Source organism: Streptomyces sp. NPDC001732, from assembly GCF_053596315.1.
Genome location: NZ_JBSFFY010000009.1, coordinates 14,560 through 39,026, shown reverse-complemented (window position 1 = coordinate 39,026; position 24,467 = coordinate 14,560). Strand labels below are relative to the sequence as shown.

Genomic DNA, 24,467 nt, shown 5'->3' with positions numbered 1-24,467 from the left:
CAAGAGGGCTACCGACCAGTAAATACCGGGGGTAACCACAACCCGGGAGGCGCAATGAGGCGCACGAGACACAGGCTTCGCCGTACGGTCGCGACCGCCGCGGCCATGGCGGCGGCGCTCGGCGGCGCGGTCGCCGCCGCAGGACCGTCAGGCGCGGCGGAACGGTCCGGTACCACCCCTACCGCATCCACCCCCCTGTCACCGGAGCTGGAGGCCATCCGCGCCGCGGAGGCCACCCGGCTGTACGGCGACCCGGCCGAGCGCCCGCTCGCCGAGCGCAAGACGGGGCTGATCTCGCTCGGCGACAGCGAGATCTCCGGCGAGGGCGTCGGCACGTACGAGGCCGGCACCAACGGCCCCGACAACTGGTGCCACCGCTCGCCCGACTCCGCGATCCACCGCACCGGCATCCCGGCGGACGTCACGTACAACGTCTCCTGCTCCGGCGCGTACACCGGCAACATCGTGATCGGCGGCTCGAAGCAGTACGCCGACGAGCTCGTGCAGAGCGACAACCTCGCCATCAAGGCGCGCAACACCCGCATCAAGATGATCGTGCTGGTGGCGGGTGCCAACGACGACCTCCAGTTCGGCCCGGTCATGACGGACTGCGTCACGCGCTGGGTGTTCTCCCAGGGCACCTGCCAGCCCAAGTACGAGGGCGGCTGGCAGGCGCGCGTCGACGGACTCGTCCCCAAGGTCGAGAAGACGGTGCGCGACCTGAGGACCGTCATGTCCGGGGCCGGCTACGCCGACAAGGACTACAAGCTCGTCGTCATGGGCTACCCGAGCCCCATCGGCCCGGACTTCTACGACAACCCGAACTTCCCCGGGAAGCTTCCCGGCGGCTGCGCCGGCTACGACTCCGACGCCGCCTGGGGCCGCAACGCCGCCGTGCCCGCCTTCGAGCGCGGCATGCGCAAGGTCGCCGCGGACACCGGAGCCGTCTACCTCGACAACTCCCGGCTCTTCCACGGACACGAGGTCTGCAGCGAGTCCACCTGGGCCCGCGGCCTCTACATCGACCTCGGGCACTTCCCGCCGGACTCCAACTCGCTGCGGCAGTCCTACCACCCGAACGCGAGCGGCCACGGTGCCTTCGCCTCCTGCCTGACGCAGGTCTACAACTCGAACCTGCGCGAGGCGAGCTGCGCCGACCCGGCCAGCACCGGAAAGCCCGTCCTGCAGGCCGGGGCGTGGGACGACCTCTTCGAGCCCCTGAAGAACGAGGCCACGGGCACCTGCGTGGACGTTCCCGCCTCGGTGACCCGCAACGACACCAAGGTCGGCGGCTGGGACTGCCACGGCGGTCGCAACCAGGGCTGGTGGTACGACTCCGGCACCAGGACCCTCCGTACGGCGCTGAGCCACGACCGCTGCCTCGACGTGCCGGGCGCCGACTACAGGGCGGGCGCCACGGCCATCCTGTACAACTGCTCGGGCGCGGCCAACCAGCAGTTCGTGAAGCAGTCGGGCACCCTGCGCCCGGCGGCCTCCACCGGGCTGTGCCTGACGCTGGCGGGGGCGAAGGACCCGCTGAAGCTGCAGAGCTGCGACGGCAGCGCACAGCAGCGGTTCGTGTGACCGGTCCCTCCGGTGAACGCCCCGGGGGCGGAACGGCGGCTGCCGTTCCGCCCCCGGCGGTTTCCGGGACGCCCCCGAGCGCAGGCCGCCCGGCAGGCTCTCAGCCCGACGTCATGAACGCGCCCAGCGCGGCGCACAGATGACCGGGGTCGGCCGTCCCGCACAGCTCGCGCGCCGAGTGCATGGACAGCCCCGGCACCCCCACGTCGACCGTCGCCACGCCCAGCCGGGCCGCGGTGAGCGGGCCGATCGACGTGCCGCACGGCATCGCGTTGTTGGAGACGAACGGCTGCCACGGCACGCCCGCCCGCTCGCACGCCGACACGAACACCGCGAAGCCGGTGCTGTCGGTGGCGTACCGCTGGTTGGCGTTGACCTTGACGGTGGGGCCGCCGCCCGGCAGCGGACGGTGGTCCGGGTCGTGCCGCTCCGCGTAGTTGGGGTGCACCGCGTGGGCCATGTCGGCGGAGACGCAGAAGGCTCCGGACAGGGCGCGCGACCAGTCCTCCGAACCGCCGCCGCGCGCGAGGACCGAGCGGTGCAGCACCCGTTCCAGCAACGGGCTCTGCGCGCCGGTCTCCGACCCGCTGCCGACCTCCTCGTGGTCGAAGGCGACCAGGACGGGCACGTACGAGGGCTCCTCGGCCGCGGTCGCGGCAGCCGCCAGGGCCGTGACGCCCGCGTGCACGGACACCAGGTTGTCCAGCCGCGCGGACACCACGAACTCCCGGTCCGCGCCCAGGTATCCGGGCGGCTGGACGTCGTGGAGCATCAGGTCCCAGCCGATCACCCGGTCCGGCTCCACCTCCGCCGCCGCCGCGACCCGACGCAGCAGGGCGCCCTCCTCGCGCTCCCCGAGCGCCCACACCGGGGCCAGGTGGTGCTGCCGGTCGAGCGAGAGCCCCTCGTTGACCGTACGGTCCAGATGGATCGCCAACTGGGGCACCCGCAGCAGCGGTTCGTCGATCTGCACCAGCCGGGAGCAGGTCGTGCCGTCGGGGCCGCGCAGCGCGAGCCGCCCGGACAGCCCCAGGTCGCGGTCCAGCCAGGTGTTCAGCGGAACGCCGCCGTAGATCTCCACGCCGATCTGCCGCCAGCCCGCGGAGGAGGTGTCGGGGGAGGGCTTGACCCGCAGGTTCGGGGAGTCGGTGTGGGTGCCGACGATCCGGAAGGGGGTGTGGGCGGGGGCGCCCTCGGGGACGTACCAGGCGATCAGCGCACCGCCGAGGGCGACGAAGCTGCCGCCCGTCGTTCCCGTCCAGTCGTCCGTGCCGCGCAGTTCGCGGAAGCCGGCCTTCTCCAGGCGCTGGGCGGCGCTCGCCACCACGTGGTACGGGGAAGGGGCGGAGCTGATGAAGGACAGCAGGTCGTCGGTGTGGCTGAGGTGGGGAAGCGGCGTCATTCGGCGTCCGCCTTTCCGGTGTTCGACGGTGAGGGTGGAGGAATCGGTACCGGGCCGCTCGGCCCGGTGCGGCGGCTGCGGCGCGGTGCGGTGTCCGGCCGACGGGGCCGGTCGGCCGGGGTGGGTCTCCCGGTGACCGGACCGGGCTTCCGGTCGGGGGCAACCGGCTGCCGGGTCGTTCTCCCGGCTCCCGGCTCGGGTCGCCGGCCGCCGGGTCGGCGGAGTACTTCAGGAACGTCGGACAACCCATCGCAGCGGCCCGGTGGGGCGCAAGTCCGGTCCGTGGCCCGCTGCGTGAAAGCGGCGGTGCCGGACCACGGGCCGGACACGGCCGCGCCGGACTCCGCGCCGGACGGATGCGCCCCGTGCCGGAGGGATTGAGTCCCGTGCCGGAGAGAGCCGGTGCCGGGCCCGGTACGGGGGGTGCTGCCGGGGCGCTCGAAATTGGCTTGATTTCGTCGGATGCGAGGGTTCACCGGGCCTGCCCGTCATGCTCGGAGGCGGAGGCGGAGTGGGTGCCGGAGGCGTCGGGCCGTTCCGGCACATCCGACGCGTCGGATGTGCCGGGGCGCTTCCGCAGTCCCGGGACCCTGATGAGGAACACCACGGCGACCACGACGGCCGCCCCGTGCGACCAGGCGACGACGGTCAGCGGGCCGTGGCTCTCCAGCGCCGCCGAGACCAGGATCATGCCGACGCCGAAGCCGAGGTTCTCCACGGTCGCGGAGAGCCCGAAGGCGTGGCCGCGCAGATCGGGGGAGAGCGTCTGCAGATGAGAGGTGTACGAGACCTCGGTGAGCCCGTCGGCCGCTCCGGCGGCCAGCGCGATCACGGCGGTCGCCGCCACCGGGAACCCGGCGAACGCCAGGATGAACGCCCCGGACATCAGACACGTGCCGTACCCGAACCCCGGCGCGCCCACCGTCCGCCCGGTGCGCCCGACGTACCGCTGGATCACCTGCTGCGCGGCCACGTTGCCCAGCGCCCACAGACACCAGAACGCGCTGACGAACACGGCGGGGCGCGCGGCGTCGAGCGCGGCCGAGTGGACCGGCAGCGCGGCGTTGTGGGAGGAGGAACCGAGGGCGTCCACGCTCCGCAGCGCCACCATCAGGCCCAGACCGGGCACGGCGGCCGTCGCGAGGAACGCGCCGGGCATCCGCCACCGCCGCCCGTTCCGTCCCCTCCCGGGCCGCTCCCCCTCCGTACTGCTTCCCGGAGCGTCCCCGCCGGCCTCCCGACCCTTCTCCTTCTCCCGCCCCTTCCCTCTCTCCTTTTCCCCGCCCGCCATCGGCAGCAGTGCCACCGTCGCGGCACAGATCACAAAGGTGGCCATGTCCACCACGAACGCGGCGGTGTAACCGACGAGCGAGACCACCACGCCCGCCGAGGCGAAACCGGCCACCATCGCCAGGGAACGGCCCGTGATGGAGAGGGAGTTGGCCCAGGACCTCCGTTCCTCGCCGACCATTTCGGGAATGGAACTGCGCAGCGCCACCATGAACAGCGTCCCGCAGCCGCCGACCACCACGGAGACGGCCGTCAGTGCGGCCGTCCGCGCTCCTTGCGGCGCGAGGACCAGCAGCAGCATCACCGCGGCCTGCGCCACGTTCGTCCACAGCATGACGGTCTTGGCGGCGAACCGGGCGAGCAGACCGCCGGCGACCAGCCCGGCGACGAAGCCGGACGCCAGCCGCACGGTCATGAACAGACCCATCGCCAGCGCCCTGCCCGTCGTCTCGTAGACGAACAGGTTGAGCGCCACCATGTTCAGGAAGGTGCCGTACGAGGACAGCGCGTACCCGGCGACGAGGAACCGATAACGGCGCTCCCCGCGTGCCGTGCCGACCGGATCGGCGCCCGGTGCCCGGCCCGACCGGTCGCCCGTCTGTTCGATGTCGCGCGTCACCGGCCCATCGTCACCGAGCGACCGCGTTCACCCGCGGTCTGCCGGGTGCGCGAATGTAATCTGCATGGTTGTGAAGGACGATCATTCCGGCCCACGGGCGTGTGATTGCCGCGAATCGTCACCGGACCACGTGTGCGGGACGGCCCTCGCGGCCTACCGGCGCGCGCTCACGGAGGGCAGCCTTCCGGCGGACGAGGTGCCCGGTTGCCTGATCACCCTGCATCTGATGGTGGAGGACCGGAACGCCCCGGGACACCTCGTCCCCGTACCGCCGGAGACCGCCTCCTTCGACGCGCTCGGCCCCATCGAGGAGGCGATCGCCCACAAGCGCCGCACACTCCGTTCGACCCGTGCCGTCCTGGCCGCGTTCGAGGACCTGTACGTCGATCTGCACCGGCTCGAACCGCCTGCCCTCACCCGGCTCTCCGGCGAGGCGGTCATCGGCAAGGCGCTCGACGCGGGTGTCGCGGGCTGCCGCGAGGAGGTCCGCACCGCCCACCCCGGCGGCGGCCGTCCCGCACACGCGCTGGAGGAGGCGCTGCCCCGGGACCTGCGCAACCTGCGCCGCGGCATCCGGCAACGGACCATCTACCAGCACACCGTCCGCTCGGACCGTACGACGCTCGCCTACATAGAACGGGTGACGACCGAGGGCGCCGAGGTCAGGACGCTCTCCGAAGTCGTCGACCGGATCATCGTCTTCGACCGGGATCTCGCCCTCATCCCGTTCTCCGACGATCCGCACAGCGCCCTGCGCATCCAGCACCCCTCCCTGGTCCGCTTCCTGGCCCGCCACTTCGACGAGGCGTGGGCCCGCGCGGTACCGGTCCGCCCGGAACGGGTGCCGCTGCGCACCCCGGTCGTCACCTCCGACCTGCAACGGACCATCCTGCAGGCGGTCGTGGGCGGTGAGACGGACGAGTCGATCGCCCGCCGCCTCGGCATGAGCCGCCGCAGCGTCGTCGCGCACGTGCGGAAGGTCTCCGAGCAGCTGGGCAGCAACGGCCGGGCCCAACTCGGCTACCTGGTCGCGACGTCGGGCCTGCTGTCGGGCCCGCTGGAGGAGTGAGCGGAGCCGGAGGGGACCGGGGAACGGCGCGCGGGGGCGTACCGGACGTCGTGCCGCCGGTACGCCCCCGCGGGCGCGAGGTGCCGGTGTGTCAGGCGAGGCCGGGGCCCCGCACCGGAATGCTGGTGAACGTCGGGGCCGGGGCGGGCTCGGTGAAGAAGTCGTTGCCCTTGTCGTCGACGACGATGAACGCGGGGAAGTCCTCGACCTCGATCCGCCAGACCGCCTCCATGCCGAGCTCCTCGTACTCGACGACCTCGACCTTCTTGATGCAGTCCTGCGCCAGGCGCGCGGCCGGGCCGCCGATCGAGCCGAGGTAGAAGCCGCCGTGCGCGTCGCACGCGTCGGTGACCTGCTTGGAGCGGTTGCCCTTGGCCAGCATCACCTTGGAGCCGCCCGCCGCCTGGAACTGCTCGACGTAGCTGTCCATGCGGCCGGCCGTCGTCGGGCCGAAGGAGCCGGAGGCGTACCCCTCGGGCGTCTTCGCCGGGCCCGCGTAGTAGACCGGGTGGTCCTTCAGGTACTGCGGCATCTCCTCGCCCGCGTCCAGCCGCTCCTTGATCTTGGCGTGCGCGATGTCGCGCGCCACGACCAGCGGGCCGGTCAGCGAGAGCCGGGTCTTGACCGGGTACTTGGTCAGCTCGGCCAGGATCTCGTCCATCGGCTGGTTCAGGTCGATCTTCACGACCTCGCCCGCGTCCAGGTGGGAGTCCTCGGTCTCCGGCAGGAAGCGCGCCGGGTCCTTCTCCAGCTGTTCCAGGAAGACGCCCTCGGCGGTGATCTTCGCAGTGGCCTGGCGGTCCGCCGAGCAGGACACGGCGATCGCGACGGGCAGCGAGGCGCCGTGCCGGGGAAGGCGGACGACCCGCACGTCGTGGCAGAAGTACTTGCCGCCGAACTGGGCGCCGATGCCGATCTTCTGGGTCAGCTCGAAGACCTTCTGCTCCAGCTCCTTGTCCCGGAAGCCGTGACCGGTGGGGGAGCCCTCGGCGGGCAGCTCGTCCAGGTAGTGCGCGGAGGCGTACTTGGCGGTCTTGAGCGCGAACTCGGCCGACGTGCCGCCGACGACGATCGCCAGGTGGTACGGCGGGCAGGCGGCCGTGCCCAGCGAACGGATCTTCTCCTCCAGGAACTTCATCATGGAGGCCTCGTTCAGCACGGCCTTCGTCTCCTGGAAGAGGAACGACTTGTTGGCCGAGCCGCCGCCCTTCGCCATGAAGAGGAACTTGTACGCGCCGCCGTCGGTGGCGTACAGCTCGATCTGGGCGGGGAGGTTCGAGCCGGTGTTCTTCTCCTCCCACATGGTGAGCGGAGCCATCTGCGAATAGCGGAGGTTGAGCTTGGTGTAGGCGTCGAAGATGCCGTGCGACAGGGCCTCCTCGTCACCGCCCTCGGTGAGGACGTTCTGCCCGCGCTTGCCCATGACGATCGCGGTGCCGGTGTCCTGGCACATCGGCAGGACGCCCGCCGCGGCGATGTTCGCGTTCTTCAGCAGGTCGAGCGCGACGAACTTGTCGTTGGACGACGCCTCGGGGTCGTCCACGATCCGCCGCAGCTGCGCCAGGTGGGCGGGGCGCAGGTAGTGCGAGATGTCGTGCATGGCCTCGGCGGCCAGGGTGCGCAGCGCCTCCGGAGCGACCTTGAGGAACGTACGACCGTCGGCCTCGAAGGTGGAGACACCCTCGGAGCTCACCAGACGGTACGGCGTGGTGTCCTCGCCCAGGGGGAGCAGATCGGAGTACGCAAACTCTGGCATTACGGCCATTCCTCACTCGGCAGACGGCGGCTGACCTCCCTTGGGCAGCGCATCCACAAGGGTAGAACGCCGCACGGGCGCCGAAGCTGTGAGGTAAGGCTCAGTTCCACCCTTCCGGGACGGGTCCGTGGTACGGCGGGGATGGGGGGTGTGGGGGTGGGCGGGGCGACACGACAGGGTCGCGGGGGGTAGTCGCGATCTATCGCGTTTCGGTACGCTGGGTCGGTGGACCTCGAAAAGCACCCCCAGCAGCCCGTAGCCCCCGCGGAGTCGGCCGACATCCGCGCCTCCGACGCGGACCGGGACCGGATCGCGGACATCCTGCGGGAAGCCATGGCCGAGGGCCGGCTCACCGCCGATGAGCACGCCGAGCGGGTCGACGCGGTCTACCGCGCCAAGACCGTCGGCGAACTCGAACCGCTGGTGCGGGACCTGCCCGCCGCCTCGGCCGCCTCCCGCCCGGCCGCCGCCGGTGCCCCCCTCCACGAGAGCCCCGTGGGCCCGGCCGAGAACCTGGTGGCGATCTTCAGCGGGTCCACCCGCAAGGGCCGTTGGCGGGTCGGCAGCCGCACGAACGCCTTCGCGCTCTTCGGCAGTGTGGAGATCGATCTGACCGAGGCTCTTTTCGGCCAGAGGCTCACGGTCATCAACGCCACTTCCGTCTTCGGAAGCGTCGATATCAGGGTTCCCGAGAACATCTCGCTGCGCGGCAGTGGCACGGGTGTCTTCGGAAATTTCGAAGTCGCCACGCTGGAATCCGCGAATCCGGAAGCACCGGTGGTCGTCGTCAACGGCTATTCGGTGTTCGGCAGTGTCGAGGCGAAGCCCAAGCGCGGAAAGTTCATCGCGGATCTCCACGACCGGCTGCGCAAACACTTCGGCTGACAGGGCGGCCCGCAGCGGCGGTGGGTCCCCGGTGGTGGCGGGGTGTGCCGTCCCCGAATTCCGGCCGATCCGCCCGTGCCGAACCTTTCCTGTTCTTGTCGCACTTCTCCTGGGTGTCCCGAAGTTCCGTGAAGCCCTCCGGACGGTTCCGGACTTCTCCGAAACGCTCTGGAAAGTCCCGGGCGAATCCCGGTTTCTCCGGGTTTCCCGGAGTGCATTCGAACTTCTTCGAACCCCTTCGAGAACAAGCCAAAAGGTCGGTCGGACATGATTTGGCGGACCGGAACGAAGGGCCACTCAGTGCATAGGTGTGCGCACAACGGGTAGGGGATGCTGCATCGTCTCCCGCTCGCGAAGTCGTCAGGAGTAGACCGTGCTGCAACTGCCGCATCAGCCCCTGCAGGTCGCCGCCGTTCCTCCCCAGCGCACCCCCGCGCGGGAGGACCAGGCCGGCCCCTGGCACTCGGAGGCGGTGTGCCGCCGGGACGAGGCCGGGCTGTTCTTCGCCCCGTCGAAGGAGCCGACTGCTGCCAGACTCGCGCGCGAGGAGTCGGCGAAGCGCCTCTGCGCACGCTGCCCCGTGATGATCGAGTGCCAGGAACACGCGCTCATACAGCCGGAGCCGTACGGGGTGTGGGGCGGCCTCACCGCCGCCGAGCGCCGCGTGGTGCTCGCCCGGCGCAGACGGCGCGAGATGGAGCTCAAGGCGTCGTCCGCGTCCTCCACCGCGACGGGCCGCATCGCCGCGGCGGGCTGACCGCACCGGTACCGGACGCCCCGGGCGGGACGGCGCGGACCGAGCGACCCGGACCGGGCGAGACCCAAAGTGAGCGACCCGGCCCGAGTGAGACCTGGACCGAGCGGCCCGGATCGAGCGAGACCCGGACCGGACAACGCGAAGAGGCGCCCCCACCGCACAGGGGGGCGCCTCTTCGCGCTTCTTCCGGCATGGCTCGTACGGCTCCCGCGGGGCCGGCGGGACCCGTGAGACCCGTGGGGCCTACTTCGCGCGGTCGAAGTCGATCGCGCTGTAGGCGCGCAGCTTCGACAGCCGGTGCGTGGAGTCGATCTTCCGGATGGTGCCGGACTTGGACCGCATGACGATCGACTCGGTGGTCGCCGTCTCCGCGCGGTACCGCACGCCGCGCATCAGCTCGCCGTCCGTGATGCCGGTCGCGACGAAGAACACGTTGTCGCCGCTGACCAGGTCGTCGGTGGACAGCACCCGGTCCAGGTCGTGCCCGGCGTCCAGGGCGCGCTGCCGCTCGGCCTCGTCCTTGGGCCAGAGCTTGCCCTGGATGACACCGCCGAGGCACTTTATGGCGCAGGCCGAGATGATGCCCTCGGGGGTGCCGCCGATGCCCATCAGCAGGTCGACGCCGGTCCCTTCGCGGGCGGCCATGATGGAACCCGCGACGTCGCCGTCGGAGATGAACTTGATCCGGGCGCCGGTCTCCCGGATCTCCTTGACGATGCCCTCGTGGCGGGGGCGGTCGAGCACGACGACGGTGACGTCCTCGGGGGCGGAGTTCTTCGCCTTCGCGACACGGCGGATGTTCACCGAGACGGGTGCGTTGATGTCGACGAAGTCGGCGGCCTCGGGGCCGGTGACCAGCTTGTCCATGTAGAAGACGGCGGACGGGTCGAACATGGCGCCGCGGTCGGCGGCGGCCAGCACGGCGATCGCGTTCGGCATGCCCTTGGCGTTCAGGGTCGTGCCGTCGATCGGGTCCACGGCGATGTCGACCTCGGGGCCGGTGCCGTCACCGACGCGCTCGCCGTTGAACAGCATGGGGGCCTCGTCCTTCTCGCCCTCGCCGATGACGACGACGCCGTTCATCGAGACGGTGGAGACGAGGGTCCGCATGGCCTTCACGGCGGCGCCGTCGGCGCCGATCTTGTCGCCGCGGCCCACCCAGCGCCCGGCCGCCATCGCGGCGGCCTCGGTGACCCGGACCAGCTCCAGGGCGAGGTTGCGGTCGGGGGCCTCCGGGGAGACCTCGAGCTGAGACGGCAGATGATGCTCGGACATCGGAGCACACCTTTCTGTACGGCGACGACCGGAAGAGGAGGGTGCTGCGACTCTATCGTCAGGTCGACAAAATGAGCAGACCGGGTCACTTATGAGCGGCTGCCCCCGGAGTCGGACCCGTCGGGCCTGATGCGACCATGGGTCCGTGGCTAGCAAGCGAGGCAAGCAGACGGTGCGGGACATGTTCCTGTCGATGGCGGTCATCACCGCCGTCGCGGGGAGTGCTTACATCTTCATTCCGCACGACGAGAACGCCAACCCGGTCCAGCCGATCGACTACCGGGTGGAGCTGCTGACGGCGCGGCGCGCGGCGCCGTACCCCGTGGCCGCCCCGGACGGGCTGACCGAGGACTGGAAGCCCACCTCGGTCAGCTACGACCGCAAGGCGGACAACAGCTGGCACCTGGGCTTCCTCGACCCGGAGGGCAAGTACGTCGCGGTGGAGCAGTCCACGTCCCCGGCGAAGAAGTACGTCACCGAGGTCAGCCAGGACGCCAGGAACACCGGCCGTACGCGGCAGGTCGCGGGCGAGAGCTGGCAGCACTGGAAGGGTGACAAGTACGACGCCCTCGTGCGCCTCGACAAGGGCTCGACCACGGTGGTCACGGGCTCCGCCTCGACGGAGCGGCTGGCGGAGATGGCTGCGGCGCTCAAGGGATCCTGACGCCACCGGGAGGACGCGCCGCCCGAGCGGGTGTACCCCGTCCTCCGTGCGGGTGCATGTGCGTATGCGTACGGGGAAGGCCCCGGAACCCACTGCTTGTGGGTTCCGGGGCCTTCCCCGTGTACGCGGCGACGGTCAGACGGTCGTGACGACCTCGTCGTAGGAGAGGCGCGGCAGGCGCGGGAACCAGGCGTCCTCGCCCGGCTTGCCGATGTTGACGACCATCAGCACGTTGTGGTCGCCGTCCAGGAACTCCTTCTCGATGCCCGCGGCGTCGTAGCCGGTCATCGGGCCCGCGGCCAGGCCGGCGGCGCGGACGCCGATGATGAAGTACGCGGCCTGCAGCGCGCCGTTCAGCGCGGCGGCCGACTCGCGGACCGGGCGCTCGGAGAAGAACGCGTCCTTGGCCTGCGGGAAGTGCGGCAGCAGCGCCGGGAGCTCCTCGTGGAACTCGTTGTCGGTGGCCAGGATCGCGACCAGCGGGGCGGTCGAGGTCTTCGGCTGGTTGCCCTCGGCCATGTGCTTCACCAGGCGCGCGCGGGCCTCGTCGGAGCGGACCAGGACGACGCGCAGCGGCGACTGGTTGAAGGCGGTGGGGCCGTACTTGACCAGGTCGTAGATCGCCTGGACCTGCTCGTCGCTGACCGGCTCGTCGGTGAAGGTGTTGGCGGTGCGGGCCTCGCGGAAGAGGAGGTCCTGGGCGGTGGGGTCAAGAGCGAGGGACATCGTGCGTATTACCTTCCGGGCGTACACGGGATCGATCAACGAGGACCACCGTACGGGAGAAGTAGGTTAACTTTCAACTAAAGGTGGAGAGGGAGTGATCCGTTCCACAGGACCCGTCCCGCAGCGCCTGTTCCGCAGCGCGTCTTCTGCAGCGCCCGTGCCGATCGGCTTGTCGTCCCGTCCCGTCCTGCCCGTCCCGGTCGTCCCGCTTCCGCTCGTGCCGCTGCCTCCGCCCGCGCCTCAGTCGGTGTCCGCCGCCGCGCCGTCGCCCCGGGAGCCGGCCGGTCCCGCCAGTGCCTCGTCCAGCCGTGCGCGTGCGCCCTCCAGCCAGTGCCGGCACACCTTCGCCAGCTCCTCGCCCCGTTCCCAGAGCGCGAGGGACTCCTCGAGCGTCGTACCGCCCGCCTCCAGGCGGCGCACCACCTCGATCAGCTCGTCGCGGGCCTGCTCGTAGCCGAGCGTGTCCGCGGCGTCGGCCGTCCCGGTCGCTTTCTCCGTCATGCGTTCCACCCTGCTCTCCGGCCCGTCAGGAGCCTGTGACCTCGTCCGTTCCTGCCTTCGGGTGCACCCGTGGGCGCACCGCCGAACCCGTGCGCACCGGCGCCGGGCCCGCTCACTCGTCCACCCGTACGGTGAACTCGCCCCCCGAGACCCGGGCCCGCAGCGCGTCGCCCGGCGCTCCCGCGTCCTCGGGGGACCGCACGACATGGCCGTCGGCCCGTTGCAGCACCGCGTATCCACGCTCCAGCGTGGCCGCGGGCGACAGGGCGACGACCCGCGCCCGGGTGTGGGCGAGCTCCGAGTCCGCCCGGTCCAGCAGATGCCCCAGCACCCGTCTGCTCCGGCCGGTCAGCGCGTCGATCTCCGCGGCGCGCTCGTCCACCATCCGGTGGGGGCGTTCCATCGACGGCCGGGCCAGGGCGTGCGCCAGCCCGCGCTCCTCCCGGTCCAGCAGTCCCCGTACCGTCCGCAGCGCGCGGTCGCGCAACTGCCGTACCCGGTCCAGCTCCTCGCCCACGTCGGGCACGACCTTCTTGGCCGCGTCCGTCGGAGTGGAGGCGCGCAGGTCCGCGACCAGGTCGAGCAGCGGGGAGTCGGGTTCGTGGCCGATCGCCGACACCACCGGCGTACGGCACGCGGCCACCGCCCGGATCAACTGCTCGTCCGAGAACGGCAGCAGGTCCTCCACGCTGCCGCCGCCCCGAGCCACGACGATCACGTCGACGTCGGGAAGGCCGTCCAGCTCCTTCACCGCCTGGACCACCTGATTCACCGCGTGGACCCCCTGCACCGCCGTGTTGCGCACCTCGAAGCGGACCGCGGGCCACCGCCGCCGGGCGTTCTCCAGGACATCGCGCTCGGCGGCCGACGCCCGCCCGCAGACCAGGCCGATCAGCTGCGGCAGGAACGGCAGCGGCTTCTTCCGGTCGGGCGCGAAGAGCCCCTCCGAGGCCAGCGACTTCTTCAGCTGTTCGAGCCGGACCAGCAGCTCACCGATGCCGACCGGCCGGATCTCCGTGGCCCGCAGGGACAGCTGGCCGCGCGGCGCGTACCACTCGGGCTTGGCGAGGACGACGACCCGCGCCCCCTCCGTCACCACGTCGGCGATCCGGTCGAAGACCTGGCGGAAGCACGTCACCCCCACCGAGATGTCCTGCGACGGGTCGCGCAGCGTCAGGAACACCACTCCGGCACCCGGCCGACGGGACAGCTGCGTGATCTGCCCCTCCACCCAGACCGCCCCGAGCCGGTCGATCCAGCCGCCGATGAGCCGCGACACTTCACCGACGGGCAGCGGAGCTTCCGCGGACGTTTGGAGAGCCATGCGAGGGAGCGTATCCGCCACCACCGACAAACGGCCCCACCGACAAACGGCCCCACCGACAAAGGCCCCGACGAACGGCCCCCTGCAAACGGCCCCACCGACACACGGCCGCCCACGCCGGTAACCGTCAGCACCCTTCCCGGGGGGTCTCCGCGGACTTCTCCGCGGAGAACCCCCGGCGTTTTCCTTCGGCTCCCTCTTCGGTTTCCCCGGTCGCTCCCTCAGACCGTGCGGCGTTCCCACTGCGCCGCCAGCACCACCAGCCCCACCCCGAGCCAGCACACCCCCACCACCTGCGCGCTCGCCGTCGCCTCCACGATGACCGCGATCAGCACCCCCGCGCCCACCACCGGCACCAGCACATGCCGCCACCAGCTCGGCGGCCCCTCCATCCGGCGTACGGCGAACCAGCCGACCACCGACGCGTGCAGCAGCACGAAGGCCGTCAGGGCGCCGATGTCGACGACCGACACCAGATGGTCGAGACCGTCGGCCCGCCGGGCCGCCCACACCGCGGCCACCAGCGTCACCGTCGCGGCCAGCACGATCGCGACCCGCGGCACCCCCGACCCCGGGTCGACCCTGGCGAGCACCCGGGGCAACCGCCGTTCCCTGGCCATCGCGAAGAGCAGCCGCCCCGCGGCCGCCTGCCCGGCCAGCGCCGCGAAGGCCGCGCCGATCGCCTTGCTGACCGCCACCAGGTCGTGCAGCCAGCTCCCGACCGCCGCGTCCACCGTGTCGTAGAACGCCGACCCCTGCGCGGCCGGATCGGCGGCCAGCTCCGCCGACGTCATCGGCTCCAGCAGTGCCGCCAGGTACGCCTGCACCACGAACAGCGTGCCCGCGAGCACCAGGCAGAAGAGCACCGCCCGCGCCACCTTCTCCGAACCCCCCGTCACCTCTTCCGCGAACGAGGCGATCGCGTCGAAGCCGAGATAGGACAGCACGGCCACCGAGACCGCCCCCACCACCGCCGACACGGAGAAGACGGTGTCCCCGGTGAACGGGGTCAGCCAGCCGCGCTGCGCCCCGTCCCGCACGAGGACCACCACCGCCGACACCAGGAACACCAGCAGCACGACGATCTCCATCGCGAGCACCGCGAAACCGACCCGGGCGGCGGCCCGTACGCCCCAGAGGTTGAGCAGCGTGGTGACGACGACCGCGAGCGCCGTCCACACCCACCGCGAGACCGACGGGACGAGCGAGTTCAGCGCGATCCCGGAGAAGAGATAGGCGACGGCGGGGATCAGCAGGTAGTCGAGCATCGCCATCCACCCGGCGATGAACCCCGGCCCCTCCCCGAGCCCCTTGCGCGCGTACGCGAAGACCGAGCCCGCCAGCGGCGCGACCCGCACCATCTGGGCGTAGCTGAACGCCGTGAACGCCATCACCACGGTCGCCGCGACGTAGACCAGCGCGACCGCACCGTCCGACCTCGCGTCGAGCGTGCCGAACACACCGACGGGCGCCATCGGCGCGATGAAGAGGAGCCCGTAGACCACCAGATCCCGGAAGCCGAGCGTCCGCCGCAGCCTGCCGCCCTCCTGGTGCGACCCCGCCGCGCCCTCCGCCTCCGCGTCCCCGCCAGTACCGCCGATGCCGCCGCCGCTGCCCCCGTTGCCGCCGGTCTCCGCCATGAGCCCTCCGTTGTTCGCGTACGGATCAGTCTCGCGACAGTGCCGATCTTCCGCGCGTCCTGCTCGGCCTTACGATGGGACGCATGACTGCTACGACACCCCGCCGCGTCCTGCTCGCCGCTCCCCGTGGCTACTGCGCGGGCGTGGACCGTGCCGTGATCGCCGTGGAGAAAGCCCTGGAGCAGTACGGCTCCCCGGTGTACGTGCGCCACGAGATCGTCCACAACAAGTACGTCGTACAGACCCTGGAGAAGAAGGGCGCGATCTTCGTCGAGGAGACGGCGGAGGTCCCCGAGGGCTCGATCGTGATGTTCTCCGCGCACGGCGTCGCGCCGACCGTGCACCAGGAGGCGGCCGAGCGGAAGCTCGCCACGATCGACGCGACCTGCCCCCTGGTCACCAAGGTCCACAAGGAAGCGGTTCGCTTCGCGCAGGAGGACTTCGACATCCTCCTCATCGGCCACGAGGGCCACGAGGAGGTCATCGGCACCTCCGGCGAGGCCCCCGACCACATCACGCTGGTCGACGGCCCCGACGACGTCGCCGGTGTCGAGGTGCGCGACCCGTCGAAGGTCGTCTGGCTCTCCCAGACGACGCTCTCCGTCGACGAGACGATGGAGACGGTCGGCGCGCTCAAGGAGAAGTTCCCGCTCCTGGTCTCCCCGCCCAGCGACGACATCTGCTACGCCACGCAGAACCGCCAGATCGCCGTGAAGCAGATGGGCGCGGACGCCGACCTCGTGATCGTCGTCGGCTCCAAGAACTCCTCCAACTCGGTCCGCCTGGTCGAGGTCGCCCTCGGCGCCGGGGCGAACGACGCCCATCTGGTCGACTTCGCCGACGAGATCGACGAGGCATGGCTGGAGGGCGTCTCCACGATCGGTGTCACGTCCGGCGCGTCCGTGCCCGAGGTGCTGGTCGACGGCGTCCTGGAGTGGCTGTCCGCGCGCGGCTTCGAGGACGTGGAGATCGTGAAGGCGGCCGAGGAGTCCATCACGTTCTCGCTGCCCAAGGAGCTCCGCCGCGACCTGCGCGCCGAGGCCGCCGCGCTCTCCGGAACCTCCGAGAAGTAGCGCCCCCGGCACGCTCCGAGAAGCAACGCTCCCGGCGCCGACGGCCCCCGGTTTCCCCCGGCGGTGCCGTCGGCGCCGACGTCTTCCCGCGTTCCATGTCCACGTCCACGTCCGCGTTCCTCTTCGACGCACACGCCCTCCGGTACACAGGTCCTCCGGCGCACACGTCCTCGCGTTCCGGGGAGTGCGCCGGTCCGGCTGCCCGTACCGTGGACCGCATGCAGATCTTCGGCGTGGACATCGGCGGATCCGGGATCAAGGGCGCTCCCGTGGACCTGGATCGCGGAGACCTGGCGCAGGAGCGCCACAAAGTACTGACGCCGCACCCGGCGACACCCAAGGACGTGGCCGAGTGCGTGGCCGAGGTGGTCGGCCACTTCGGCTGGTCGGGGCCGGTCGGGGTCACCTTCCCGGGCGTCGTCGCCGGGGGCCGCACACATACCGCGGCCAACGTCGACAAGGGCTGGATCGACCTGGACGCCCGTGAGCTGCTCGGCGACCGGCTGGGGATGCCCGTCACGATCCTGAACGACGCCGACGCGGCCGGCATCGCCGAGATGACGTTCGGCGCCGGCCGCGACCGCAAGGGGACGGTGATCGTGCTGACGCTCGGTACGGGGATCGGCAGCGCCCTCTTCACCGGCGGCCGGCTCGTGCCCAACACCGAGCTGGGCCACCTGGAGCTGAACGGCCGCGACGCGGAGAAGCACGCCTCCACCAAGGCGCGGGAGGACGAGGACCTGAGCTGGTCCCACTGGGCGCGCAGGCTGCAGAAGTACCTGCTCCACGTGGAGATGCTGTTCTCGCCCGAACTCTTCGTCATCGGCGGCGGGGTCAGCCGCAAGGCCGCCAAGTTCCTGCCGCTGATCGAGAACGTACGGGCCGAGGTGGTGCCGGCGCAGTTGCAGAACAACGCGGGCATCGTGGGCGCGGCGATGGCGGCCGACGGCCACTGAGGACCGACCACCGACCACCGACGACCTGACGACGGCGGCGGCCCCTCGCCGGGGCCGCCGCCGTCGTCAGGTCGTACGAGCACAGTCCCCGGACGGGTGCGCGGACGCGCGGGCGGGAGCGGGTACGGGCGGTTACCGCCGGGGGCGGCGCGGTGCCTGCGCGGGCCGGGAGCTCTGGGCCGGGCCGGGCCGGGCCGGCGTCTGCGCGGACCGTGCCGCCGCCTGGCCGGGCCGGGCGGCCTGGGCGGCGAGCAGCAGGCGGCGCTGGCGCTGCCGCATCAGCCGTACCTTCCGTACGGTCGCGATGACCCCGGCGATGAGCGTTCCGCCGTACAGCCACCCGGCGTGCACGGCGAGTGCCGTGACGACCGCCATGGTCCGACCGCCGAAGCCGCCCGTGCCACCGGCGATCGGGACGACGCCGACGGTGAACGCGATCGGCACGATGATCGGCGCGGTCACCAGGTCCGCGGGTCGCACCCACAGCGCGGTCAGCGCGCTGACCGGCAGGAACAGCGCCCCGAACACGACCGACGAACCGTCGAGGAGCAGCAGGTCGAGACAGGCCACCACGAGCATGCAGGCGGCGGCGAAGAGCCCCGCGCCGATGCCGGTCAGCCGCGGGTTCGGCAGTTTGCGCAGCGCGAGCACCACGGGCGGCACCGGCCGGGCCCGCCCCTCGGGGGCCCTGATCACCCGGTAGACGGTCGCGGTTTCCTCGATGGTGCCCTGCGGGGACAGCGGGGCCTGCTGAGCCTGCCTGCGCTGCGGGGGACGTGTCCTGTGCTGCTCCACCGGGACAACGTAGGTCGCCGGACGGGAGGAATCAGGTGCGGGACACGCGCTTTGAGCGACCTAGGCGATGAGTTCGATGCCACACGGCCGAACGGGAACCGACCGGCTCCCCGCCCGTACCGCTTCCCGGACCCCCTGTCCACCCGGCTCACCCACCTGCCTCGCCCGTCCCCCGACCGGACCCGTGGTTGCCCGGTCGCCCCCGCCCGTAAACTGGAGAATCGGCCCACCGGGTCCGCAACCGTTCCACCCACCGCGCTCCCGCCCACCGCCGCCTCACCCACCACCTCCTCACTCCTCAGGAAGTCGCCAACGTGTCGCTCACGATCGGAATCGTCGGTCTGCCCAATGTCGGCAAGTCGACCCTGTTCAACGCCCTGACCAAGAACGACGTGCTGGCGGCCAACTACCCGTTCGCCACGATCGAGCCGAACGTCGGCGTCGTGGGCGTCCCGGACCCTCGCCTGAACAAGCTGGCGGAGATCTTCGGCTCCCAGCGGCTGCTCCCCGCCACGGTGGACTTCGTCGACATCGCCGGCATCGTCCGCGGCGCCTCGGAGGGTGAGGGCCTGGGCAACAAGTTCCTCGCGAACATCCGCGAGTCCGACGCGATCTGCCAGGTCATCCGCGCCTTCAAGGACGAGAACGTCGTCCACGTCGACGGCAAGGTCTCGCCCAAGGACGACATCGAGACGATCAACACCGAGCTGATCCTCGCCGACCTCCAGTCGGTCGAGAAGGCCGTCCCGCGCCTCACCAAGGAGTCCCGCCTCCAGAAGGACAAGGTCGCGGTCCTCGCCGCGGTCGAGGAGGCCCAGAAGATCCTGGAGTCCGGCCAGACCCTCTTCGCCGCGGGCATCACCGCGGGCACCGAGAAGGGCAAGCTCCTCCACGAGCTGCACCTCCTGACCACCAAGCCCTTCCTCTACGTCTTCAACGTCGACGAGGACGAGCTGGTCGACGAGGACTTCAAGAACGAACAGCGCGCCCTGGTCGCCCCCGCCGAGGCGATCTTCCTGAACGCCAAGATCGAGTCCGAGCTGATCGAGCTCGACGACGACGAGGCCCTCGAACTCCTCCAGTCCATGGGCCAGGAAGAGCCCGGCCTGGCCACCCTCGGCCGCGTCGGCTTCGACACCCTGGGCCTGCAGACCTACCTCACGGCGGGCCCCAAGGAAGCCAGGGCCTGGACGATCAAGAAGGGCGCCACGGCCCCCGAGGCGGCCGGTGTGATCCACACCGACTTCCAGAAGGGCTTCATCAAGGCGGAGATCATTTCCTTCGAGGACCTGGTCGAAACAGGCTCGGTGGCCGAGGCCCGCGCCAAGGGCAAGGCCCGCATGGAGGGCAAGGAGTACGTGATGCAGGACGGCGACGTGGTGGAGTTCCGCTTCAACGTGTGAGCGGATGAAACGACGCCACGTCGCCCGACGTGGCAAACATGCAGGGCGGATGGGTCGGCTCTTCCCGGAGCCGACCCCTTGCTGTTTTCCGTGCCGATATGGTGCTGAGAAACCTGACCTCTCGGCACCCGTCATTACCTCTGCTCGCCCTACCACGCTGGGGCGCTGGTGAGGTCCCCGCGCTGGATCGTGGGCCATGCTCCTGCAAACATCGTCCGGTCGACCTCATCGGCCACACCCAACCGGATAGATCTCGGTCGCCGTGACAGCCCACCACGGTGTCTTGAGTTCGTTCGCCTCCCGCTCCCTCCTCCTTCCGGTCTTTGCCCGGGGCAGCGTCCCAGTGAGTGATGGTCTTGCCCAGGGATCGGGGGAGGAAAGAGCTCCCCCGCCACAGTGTGCGGTGAGGGGGAGCCTCGGAGCGCCAGCCGTCTACCAGGTCAGTTCCCGTCCTCGTTGTCCTCGTCCGGTGCGTGAGGTGCGGCGGGCCGGCGCGGGCTGTGCGAGGTGTCCCAGAGGTGCGGAGGTGTCATGCCATCCTCGCTCGTCTCCTGGCGGCGTTGGTTCCATTCGCCCGTGCCGCTCTCCGCGGACCCCGGCGTGAACGCACCCGCATTGGTGAACGGAGAGTCCTCAGGACCAGGGAAGTCCGGCGACCAGGGCCCTGTGGTGTCCCCCTCACCCGAAGGTCCATCCTCCGGCCCCTCGCCCCAACCATCCTCGGGCGTTGGGAAAAAGGTCCGCTTGATCTCTTCGGCAGCCTCATTCAGCCCGGTCGCTTCCAAACTCCGAATCACGCGGTGAACGAGCACTGTGTACTCGTCCATGTCCGGCTTCAGGCCCACCGCCGCCAGCAACAGGAGCAGCCGATCCGTAACCCCTACTTCCTCCTCGCGGTCGAACATCCCTCCTCCCTGGCTGTCTCCGTCCCACAGAGGGCCTCCGGAGGCAGCCTCACTTCGCGCACCCACGGGCGGGACGAGCAGGTGCCGGAAGATCTCGGGCACCTCCTCGTTCTTGGCCGCCGCCGCGATCTGGGCGAGCGGGCCGATCATGTCGACCGCCTTCTCGATCTCGTTCTCGTGACGGGCCAGCCACCACACCACCGCGCTGCCCGTGCTCTCCAGCACGTCGTCACCGAGGTAGCGCCGCTTGTTGCGTTCGTGCTGACGCTCGTACTCCCAGATCTCCTCGTCCTTGCGAAGGTCGTTCAACTTCCGCAGGCGCTCGCGGTCGGCGGGGGCGAGGGTCAGCGTCACATCGGCTGCCAGAGCCTTCACCCGTCCGCTCCGGTCCGGGAGCGGGGCGCCCAACTCTCCCTCCAGGAGATACCGCGCGAAGCTCGCCCGGCCGGGCTCCTCGCGGCGGACGATCTCCAGGGCCCGGCTGACGACCGAGGACACGGCGAGGGCCGGGGAGGCGCCGTCGGACCAGTCGGCACGGTCGGGGACCGGCCTCCACCACACGGTGGCGGAGAAGAGGAAGTCGTAGCCGTCCGCCGCGCTCGGTAGCGCCGCGTCGATCACCCGCGTCTCCTGGTACGGCTGCTCTGTCGGCGCCGCGGGCGGCTCAGGTTCTCCGGGCTCGTACGGATCGGTCGACGCACGGCCACTGCTGAGGTTCGTTAACACCAGCAGCAGGGAGCCCGAGGCCGTGACCATGGACATGAAGCCCCACAGCCATGCCGACCAGTGCAGGAGGTTTCCGAGCACAGCCGGTGCGAGGCCGCAGAGAGCGACGAACAGCGGGCTGGAAAAGCGGTGTTTCATCGTGCCTCTTCCGTGGTCCGTGGTCCGGTACCTGCACGCTCCGTGCGGGCATACTGCGCGTGGTCGATGTGTTGCCAGAAGAGAGCGGCGACGGCCGCCCGGGACGGGTGGCGCGCAGGCCCCGCCCAGGTGCAGGCGATGGTGTAGAGACGGTGGAGAGCGGTCGTGCGGCCGTGTGTCGCTCTGACCATCACGTCCAGCGCCATCTCCCCCGTACTGTCGCCCGCCACGGCGTTCAGCCAGCTGCTCACCAGTGGGTTCCAGAGCTCCGTCGGCGGCTGGGAGAAAACCGCCTCCCAGCCCAGGAACAGGTTCGGCCAGGAAGGCGGGTCCGGCACCCGGTCGCTCCTCAACAACTCCGTGAGCAGCCGGAGATGAGGTTCCGCCTCGCGCGAATCCCGATGCGTCCGGTTCCGCAGGCGGTCGATCAGCCGCCGGTGGAGCCGACGGTCGCGGGCGACGAGGTCGAGAAGTGCCTCCTGGGCCTCGCGCGCCGCCTCCCCCTTCCGCACGGCGAGGTGGTGGAGCCGCACCACCGCCTGCTCCGGGTGTGTCGTGCTGAGGCTCTGGAAACAGACGGCGGTCAGGACGCGGACGAGACCGTCCGACACGGGGCCGGAGCTCGCGCACTTGTACATTCGCTTGCGGAACCAGCTCCCGAATCTTTCGTGGCTGAGGCCGAGTTCGAGGGCCGCCACGGCTCGCGGGTCGCAGGATGCCCCGGTCGCGCCGTCCGCCCAGCGGACCACAAGATCGAAGAGGTGGTCGGGCCGTCCGGTAGCCAGGGACCGCTCGCCGAAGCGGACGACGACGTTCACCCGATCGTCGGTGGTCAGACCGCGGAGCCCGGCGGCATGGCCGATCCAGTCCTTGAGGCCGTCGCGCGTCCCGGGGAAGTTCGCCCAGAAGTACGTCCGTACCGCGTCGGCATAGGCCAGCCGCCTGAAGAGGAGCCGTCCGTCCGGTTCCCGCTCGATCCCGAGCGCCGCCAATCGCTCCCCGAAATCCGTTCGCGCGAGCTCGGTCGTCGCCTCTTCCTCGTGCCCCACCGTCCTCATCAAGCCGTGCCACGCCTCGTAGACGGTGTCGGCGCGGGCCCCCTCGAACACCGCCGTCGCGAGCAGCAGGGCCCGCTCGGGCGCGGTGCGGACCGTGGTCACTTGCCGGCCCACCTCACCGGCACGGTCGGTCACCGCGTGCATCGCCTGGTCGAGCCATTCCGCGAAGTCGGCGCCGAACCGGCCGCTGTCGCGAGCGGCCCTCACCAGCCCCGCGAGCCGCACCAGTTCCCGCATGGGGGAGCGGTCGCACAGGCGCTGGAAGTCGGCGCTCCCCAGGTCTGCCGAGCGGAAGGCCAGCCGGTCCATGCGGAGGTACCGGGTGACGACGGCGACGCCCCGGGGGCGCCCCAGCGTCACGGTGTCCGGTTCGAAGTCCGGTGCGTGGGCGTGCTCCATGCCCGACGGCAGGATGACGACCATATGGGCCCCCGCCTCCTGGACCTGCGACCGGCGCACGGCCAGGAGGCGCTGGGCCTTGGCGTACGCCTCCTCGTCCGCGATTCCGGAGAGGTCGAGGAGGAAGCGGTCCCCCTCGCCGGGGCCGAGAGGGTCCTCGTCCTTGTCCGTGGCAGGAAGTTCCTCGAACCGGATCCCCTCCTCGTCGGCGTCCCCGTTCTCACCGAGCCCGTGCAGCAGCATGATCGCTGCGGCGCGGCGGCCGCTGCCGGGCGGAGCCTTCAGCAGCACCACCGATCCGGGCTTCTCCAGACGGTCGGCGGCGACGCGGTAGCCCACCGGCGGAGCGAACCGGTCGGCCAGGCGCACCCGGTCCTCGCGGACGATCCGGAGGGGCTCGACCCCTTTGCGGATCATCCAATCCGCGCCGACGCCGTAGAAGACGTACTGGGGCCCCACGCCGTTGTTCACCGGGCCACGCGGATCGTTGACGGTGACACGGTTCTGCCCGGTCATCGTCCGTCGTCCGAGCGCCGACGCTCGCGCTCGAAGCGCTGGTGGACCGTACCGCTGTTGTCGCCCGCCGTGAACTGGACCCCGGTGTTGTCGCCCTGGAAGTGGGGAGCGTTGTATTGGGGGCCCTGACCAGTGTTCACGGGGCCTTGCGGCTCGTTGACGAAGGTGCCGGACAGGTCTCCGTTGAGATTTCCGATGCCGCGCACACGCTGTTTGACGTCGCGCGTCCGCATCCTGGTGTCTCCGGCGTTCTTGGCCGACTTCTTGCGGGACTTCGCCTCCGCCCGCTCCCGCGCTGCGCGGGCGTCGCTGTCCGTCGCGCCCAGTTCGGGCAGCAGTCGGGCGAGGGCGTCGCCGAGCGCCGTCAGGTCCGACTCCGAGTTGCGGTGGTCGAACCGCCTGTACTGGCAGTCCGCCAGCTCCCGCAGATCGTCCGGAAGGACGGTGCGGTCGATCCGCGTGGCCTTTCCGACGAGCACGGGGATCACCAGGGTCCCGCGGTCGAGCGCGGTCCGGATCTCACGACGGGTCCAGTCCTGCTCGGCTTCGAGAGCGGGGCGGCCATCGGCCCCCAGCACCTCCGCCCAGCGCGGCCCGATCACGGCGAGGAGCGCCTCGCACTCCGCCGCCGCCCTGATCAGTTCCGCCGGGAAGCGGTGTCCGGGCTCGATCGAGTCGCTGGCGAAGAAGATCCGCTCGCGGCCGAAGCGCCGGGTGAGCTCCCGAGCGATCATGGTCGCTGCGGATTCCTCGTCGCCTGTGCGGTAGTTGACGAAGACATCGGACATGAAGGTTCCCTTCGTGAGAGGAAGCCGGGCGTGAACGGGTACGAGCGCGGGGGTTGTGGACCGTCGCGCCGAGGCTCAGGCCCGTCCGGACCATGAGGTCCCGACCGTGTGACGGCATGGGGCGTCCACGGGAGGGCGTACAGGTGGAGACGCCTCGCCCGGCGCGTCACTGATCGTGGGCAGCCCGAAGAAGTCGGGGGCCGGTGCGACGCGTTGGG

General features: G+C 70.9%; 20 protein-coding genes. 8 read left to right on the top strand and 12 right to left on the bottom strand.

Annotation, left to right across the window (positions count from 1 at the left end; all coding sequences use genetic code 11):
- The first annotated feature begins 54 nt into the window (after positions 1-54).
- Entirely contained in the window at positions 55-1,584 is a 1,530-nt protein-coding gene (locus ACWCXX_RS12295; RefSeq protein ID WP_451126266.1) for a ricin-type beta-trefoil lectin domain protein, read from the top strand.
- Between the two features lie 100 nt (positions 1,585-1,684).
- Here ACWCXX_RS12295 and ACWCXX_RS12290 read toward each other — a convergent pair whose 3' ends face one another.
- On the bottom strand, positions 1,685-2,986 hold the full coding sequence (locus ACWCXX_RS12290) for a M18 family aminopeptidase (protein ID WP_451126265.1): 1,302 nt from the start codon (positions 2,984-2,986) through the stop codon (positions 1,685-1,687).
- Positions 2,987-3,458: 472 nt separating this feature from the next.
- Entirely contained in the window at positions 3,459-4,754 is a 1,296-nt protein-coding gene (locus ACWCXX_RS12285; protein WP_451126451.1) for an MFS transporter, read from the bottom strand.
- A 211-nt stretch (positions 4,755-4,965) separates the two neighbouring features.
- On the opposite strand from ACWCXX_RS12285, the gene ACWCXX_RS12280 reads away from it, so the two are divergent.
- Entirely contained in the window at positions 4,966-5,964 is a 999-nt protein-coding gene (locus ACWCXX_RS12280) for a LuxR C-terminal-related transcriptional regulator (protein ID WP_451126449.1), read from the top strand.
- 91 nt (positions 5,965-6,055) lie between these two features.
- Here ACWCXX_RS12280 and ACWCXX_RS12275 read toward each other — a convergent pair whose 3' ends face one another.
- Positions 6,056-7,720 carry a fumarate hydratase gene (locus ACWCXX_RS12275; protein WP_451126264.1) on the bottom strand — a complete coding sequence of 555 codons (1,665 nt, stop codon included), beginning with the start codon at positions 7,718-7,720 and terminating at the stop codon, positions 6,056-6,058.
- A gap of 225 nt (positions 7,721-7,945) precedes the next feature.
- On the opposite strand from ACWCXX_RS12275, the gene ACWCXX_RS12270 reads away from it, so the two are divergent.
- Positions 7,946-8,605 (top strand): DUF1707 SHOCT-like domain-containing protein, encoded by a 660-nt coding sequence (locus tag ACWCXX_RS12270; protein ID WP_451126263.1) that lies wholly within the window; start codon positions 7,946-7,948, stop codon positions 8,603-8,605.
- Positions 8,606-8,978: 373 nt separating this feature from the next.
- Complete coding sequence (locus ACWCXX_RS12265; protein ID WP_451126262.1) at positions 8,979-9,362, top strand: WhiB family transcriptional regulator; 384 nt, start codon at positions 8,979-8,981, stop codon at positions 9,360-9,362.
- Positions 9,363-9,605: 243 nt separating this feature from the next.
- Here the strand turns inward: ACWCXX_RS12265 and glpX are convergent, their stop codons facing one another.
- On the bottom strand, positions 9,606-10,637 hold the full coding sequence (glpX, locus tag ACWCXX_RS12260) for a class II fructose-bisphosphatase (protein WP_124716631.1): 1,032 nt from the start codon (positions 10,635-10,637) through the stop codon (positions 9,606-9,608).
- Between the two features lie 145 nt (positions 10,638-10,782).
- Here glpX and ACWCXX_RS12255 point away from each other — a divergent pair, with 145 nt between their 5' ends.
- Complete coding sequence (locus tag ACWCXX_RS12255) at positions 10,783-11,301, top strand: DUF4245 domain-containing protein (RefSeq protein WP_451126261.1); 519 nt, start codon at positions 10,783-10,785, stop codon at positions 11,299-11,301.
- Between the two features lie 135 nt (positions 11,302-11,436).
- Here the strand turns inward: ACWCXX_RS12255 and ACWCXX_RS12250 are convergent, their stop codons facing one another.
- From ACWCXX_RS12250 to ACWCXX_RS12235, 4 genes are all read right to left on the bottom strand, one after another.
- On the bottom strand, positions 11,437-12,027 hold the full coding sequence (locus ACWCXX_RS12250; RefSeq protein ID WP_451126260.1) for a malonic semialdehyde reductase: 591 nt from the start codon (positions 12,025-12,027) through the stop codon (positions 11,437-11,439).
- A gap of 240 nt (positions 12,028-12,267) precedes the next feature.
- The gene (locus tag ACWCXX_RS12245) at positions 12,268-12,528 is read right to left on the bottom strand and encodes an exodeoxyribonuclease VII small subunit (RefSeq protein ID WP_451126259.1); all 261 of its coding nucleotides are present in this window, start codon (positions 12,526-12,528) and stop codon (positions 12,268-12,270) included.
- Positions 12,529-12,640: 112 nt separating this feature from the next.
- Entirely contained in the window at positions 12,641-13,852 is a 1,212-nt protein-coding gene (gene xseA, locus ACWCXX_RS12240) for an exodeoxyribonuclease VII large subunit (RefSeq protein ID WP_451126258.1), read from the bottom strand.
- A gap of 221 nt (positions 13,853-14,073) precedes the next feature.
- Positions 14,074-15,492 carry an APC family permease gene (locus ACWCXX_RS12235; protein ID WP_451126257.1) on the bottom strand — a complete coding sequence of 473 codons (1,419 nt, stop codon included), beginning with the start codon at positions 15,490-15,492 and terminating at the stop codon, positions 14,074-14,076.
- Between the two features lie 74 nt (positions 15,493-15,566).
- On the opposite strand from ACWCXX_RS12235, the gene ACWCXX_RS12230 reads away from it, so the two are divergent.
- Entirely contained in the window at positions 15,567-16,565 is a 999-nt protein-coding gene (locus ACWCXX_RS12230; protein WP_451126256.1) for a 4-hydroxy-3-methylbut-2-enyl diphosphate reductase, read from the top strand.
- A gap of 218 nt (positions 16,566-16,783) precedes the next feature.
- Complete coding sequence (ppgK, locus tag ACWCXX_RS12225) at positions 16,784-17,521, top strand: polyphosphate--glucose phosphotransferase (RefSeq protein ID WP_451126255.1); 738 nt, start codon at positions 16,784-16,786, stop codon at positions 17,519-17,521.
- 132 nt (positions 17,522-17,653) lie between these two features.
- Here the strand turns inward: ppgK and ACWCXX_RS12220 are convergent, their stop codons facing one another.
- Entirely contained in the window at positions 17,654-18,214 is a 561-nt protein-coding gene (locus ACWCXX_RS12220) for a DUF6542 domain-containing protein (RefSeq protein ID WP_451126447.1), read from the bottom strand.
- A 416-nt stretch (positions 18,215-18,630) separates the two neighbouring features.
- Between ACWCXX_RS12220 and ychF the strand changes: the two genes are divergently transcribed.
- Positions 18,631-19,719, top strand: a complete 1,089-nt coding sequence (gene ychF / locus ACWCXX_RS12215; protein WP_451126254.1) for a redox-regulated ATPase YchF — start codon at positions 18,631-18,633, stop codon at positions 19,717-19,719.
- 440 nt (positions 19,720-20,159) lie between these two features.
- Here the strand turns inward: ychF and ACWCXX_RS12210 are convergent, their stop codons facing one another.
- Genes ACWCXX_RS12210 through ACWCXX_RS12200 form a run of 3 tightly spaced genes read right to left on the bottom strand, consistent with a single transcriptional unit; the run spans position 20,160 to position 24,249 of the window.
- Positions 20,160-21,488, bottom strand: coding sequence for a hypothetical protein (locus ACWCXX_RS12210; protein ID WP_451126253.1), 1,329 nt, complete (start codon positions 21,486-21,488; stop codon positions 20,160-20,162).
- Positions 21,485-23,461, bottom strand: a complete 1,977-nt coding sequence (locus tag ACWCXX_RS12205; RefSeq protein ID WP_451126252.1) for a hypothetical protein — start codon at positions 23,459-23,461, stop codon at positions 21,485-21,487. Before ACWCXX_RS12205 ends, ACWCXX_RS12210 begins: the two co-directional genes overlap by 4 nt.
- Positions 23,458-24,249, bottom strand: a complete 792-nt coding sequence (locus ACWCXX_RS12200; protein ID WP_451126251.1) for a TIR domain-containing protein — start codon at positions 24,247-24,249, stop codon at positions 23,458-23,460. Before ACWCXX_RS12200 ends, ACWCXX_RS12205 begins: the two co-directional genes overlap by 4 nt.
- Between the last annotated feature and the right edge of the window lie 218 nt (positions 24,250-24,467).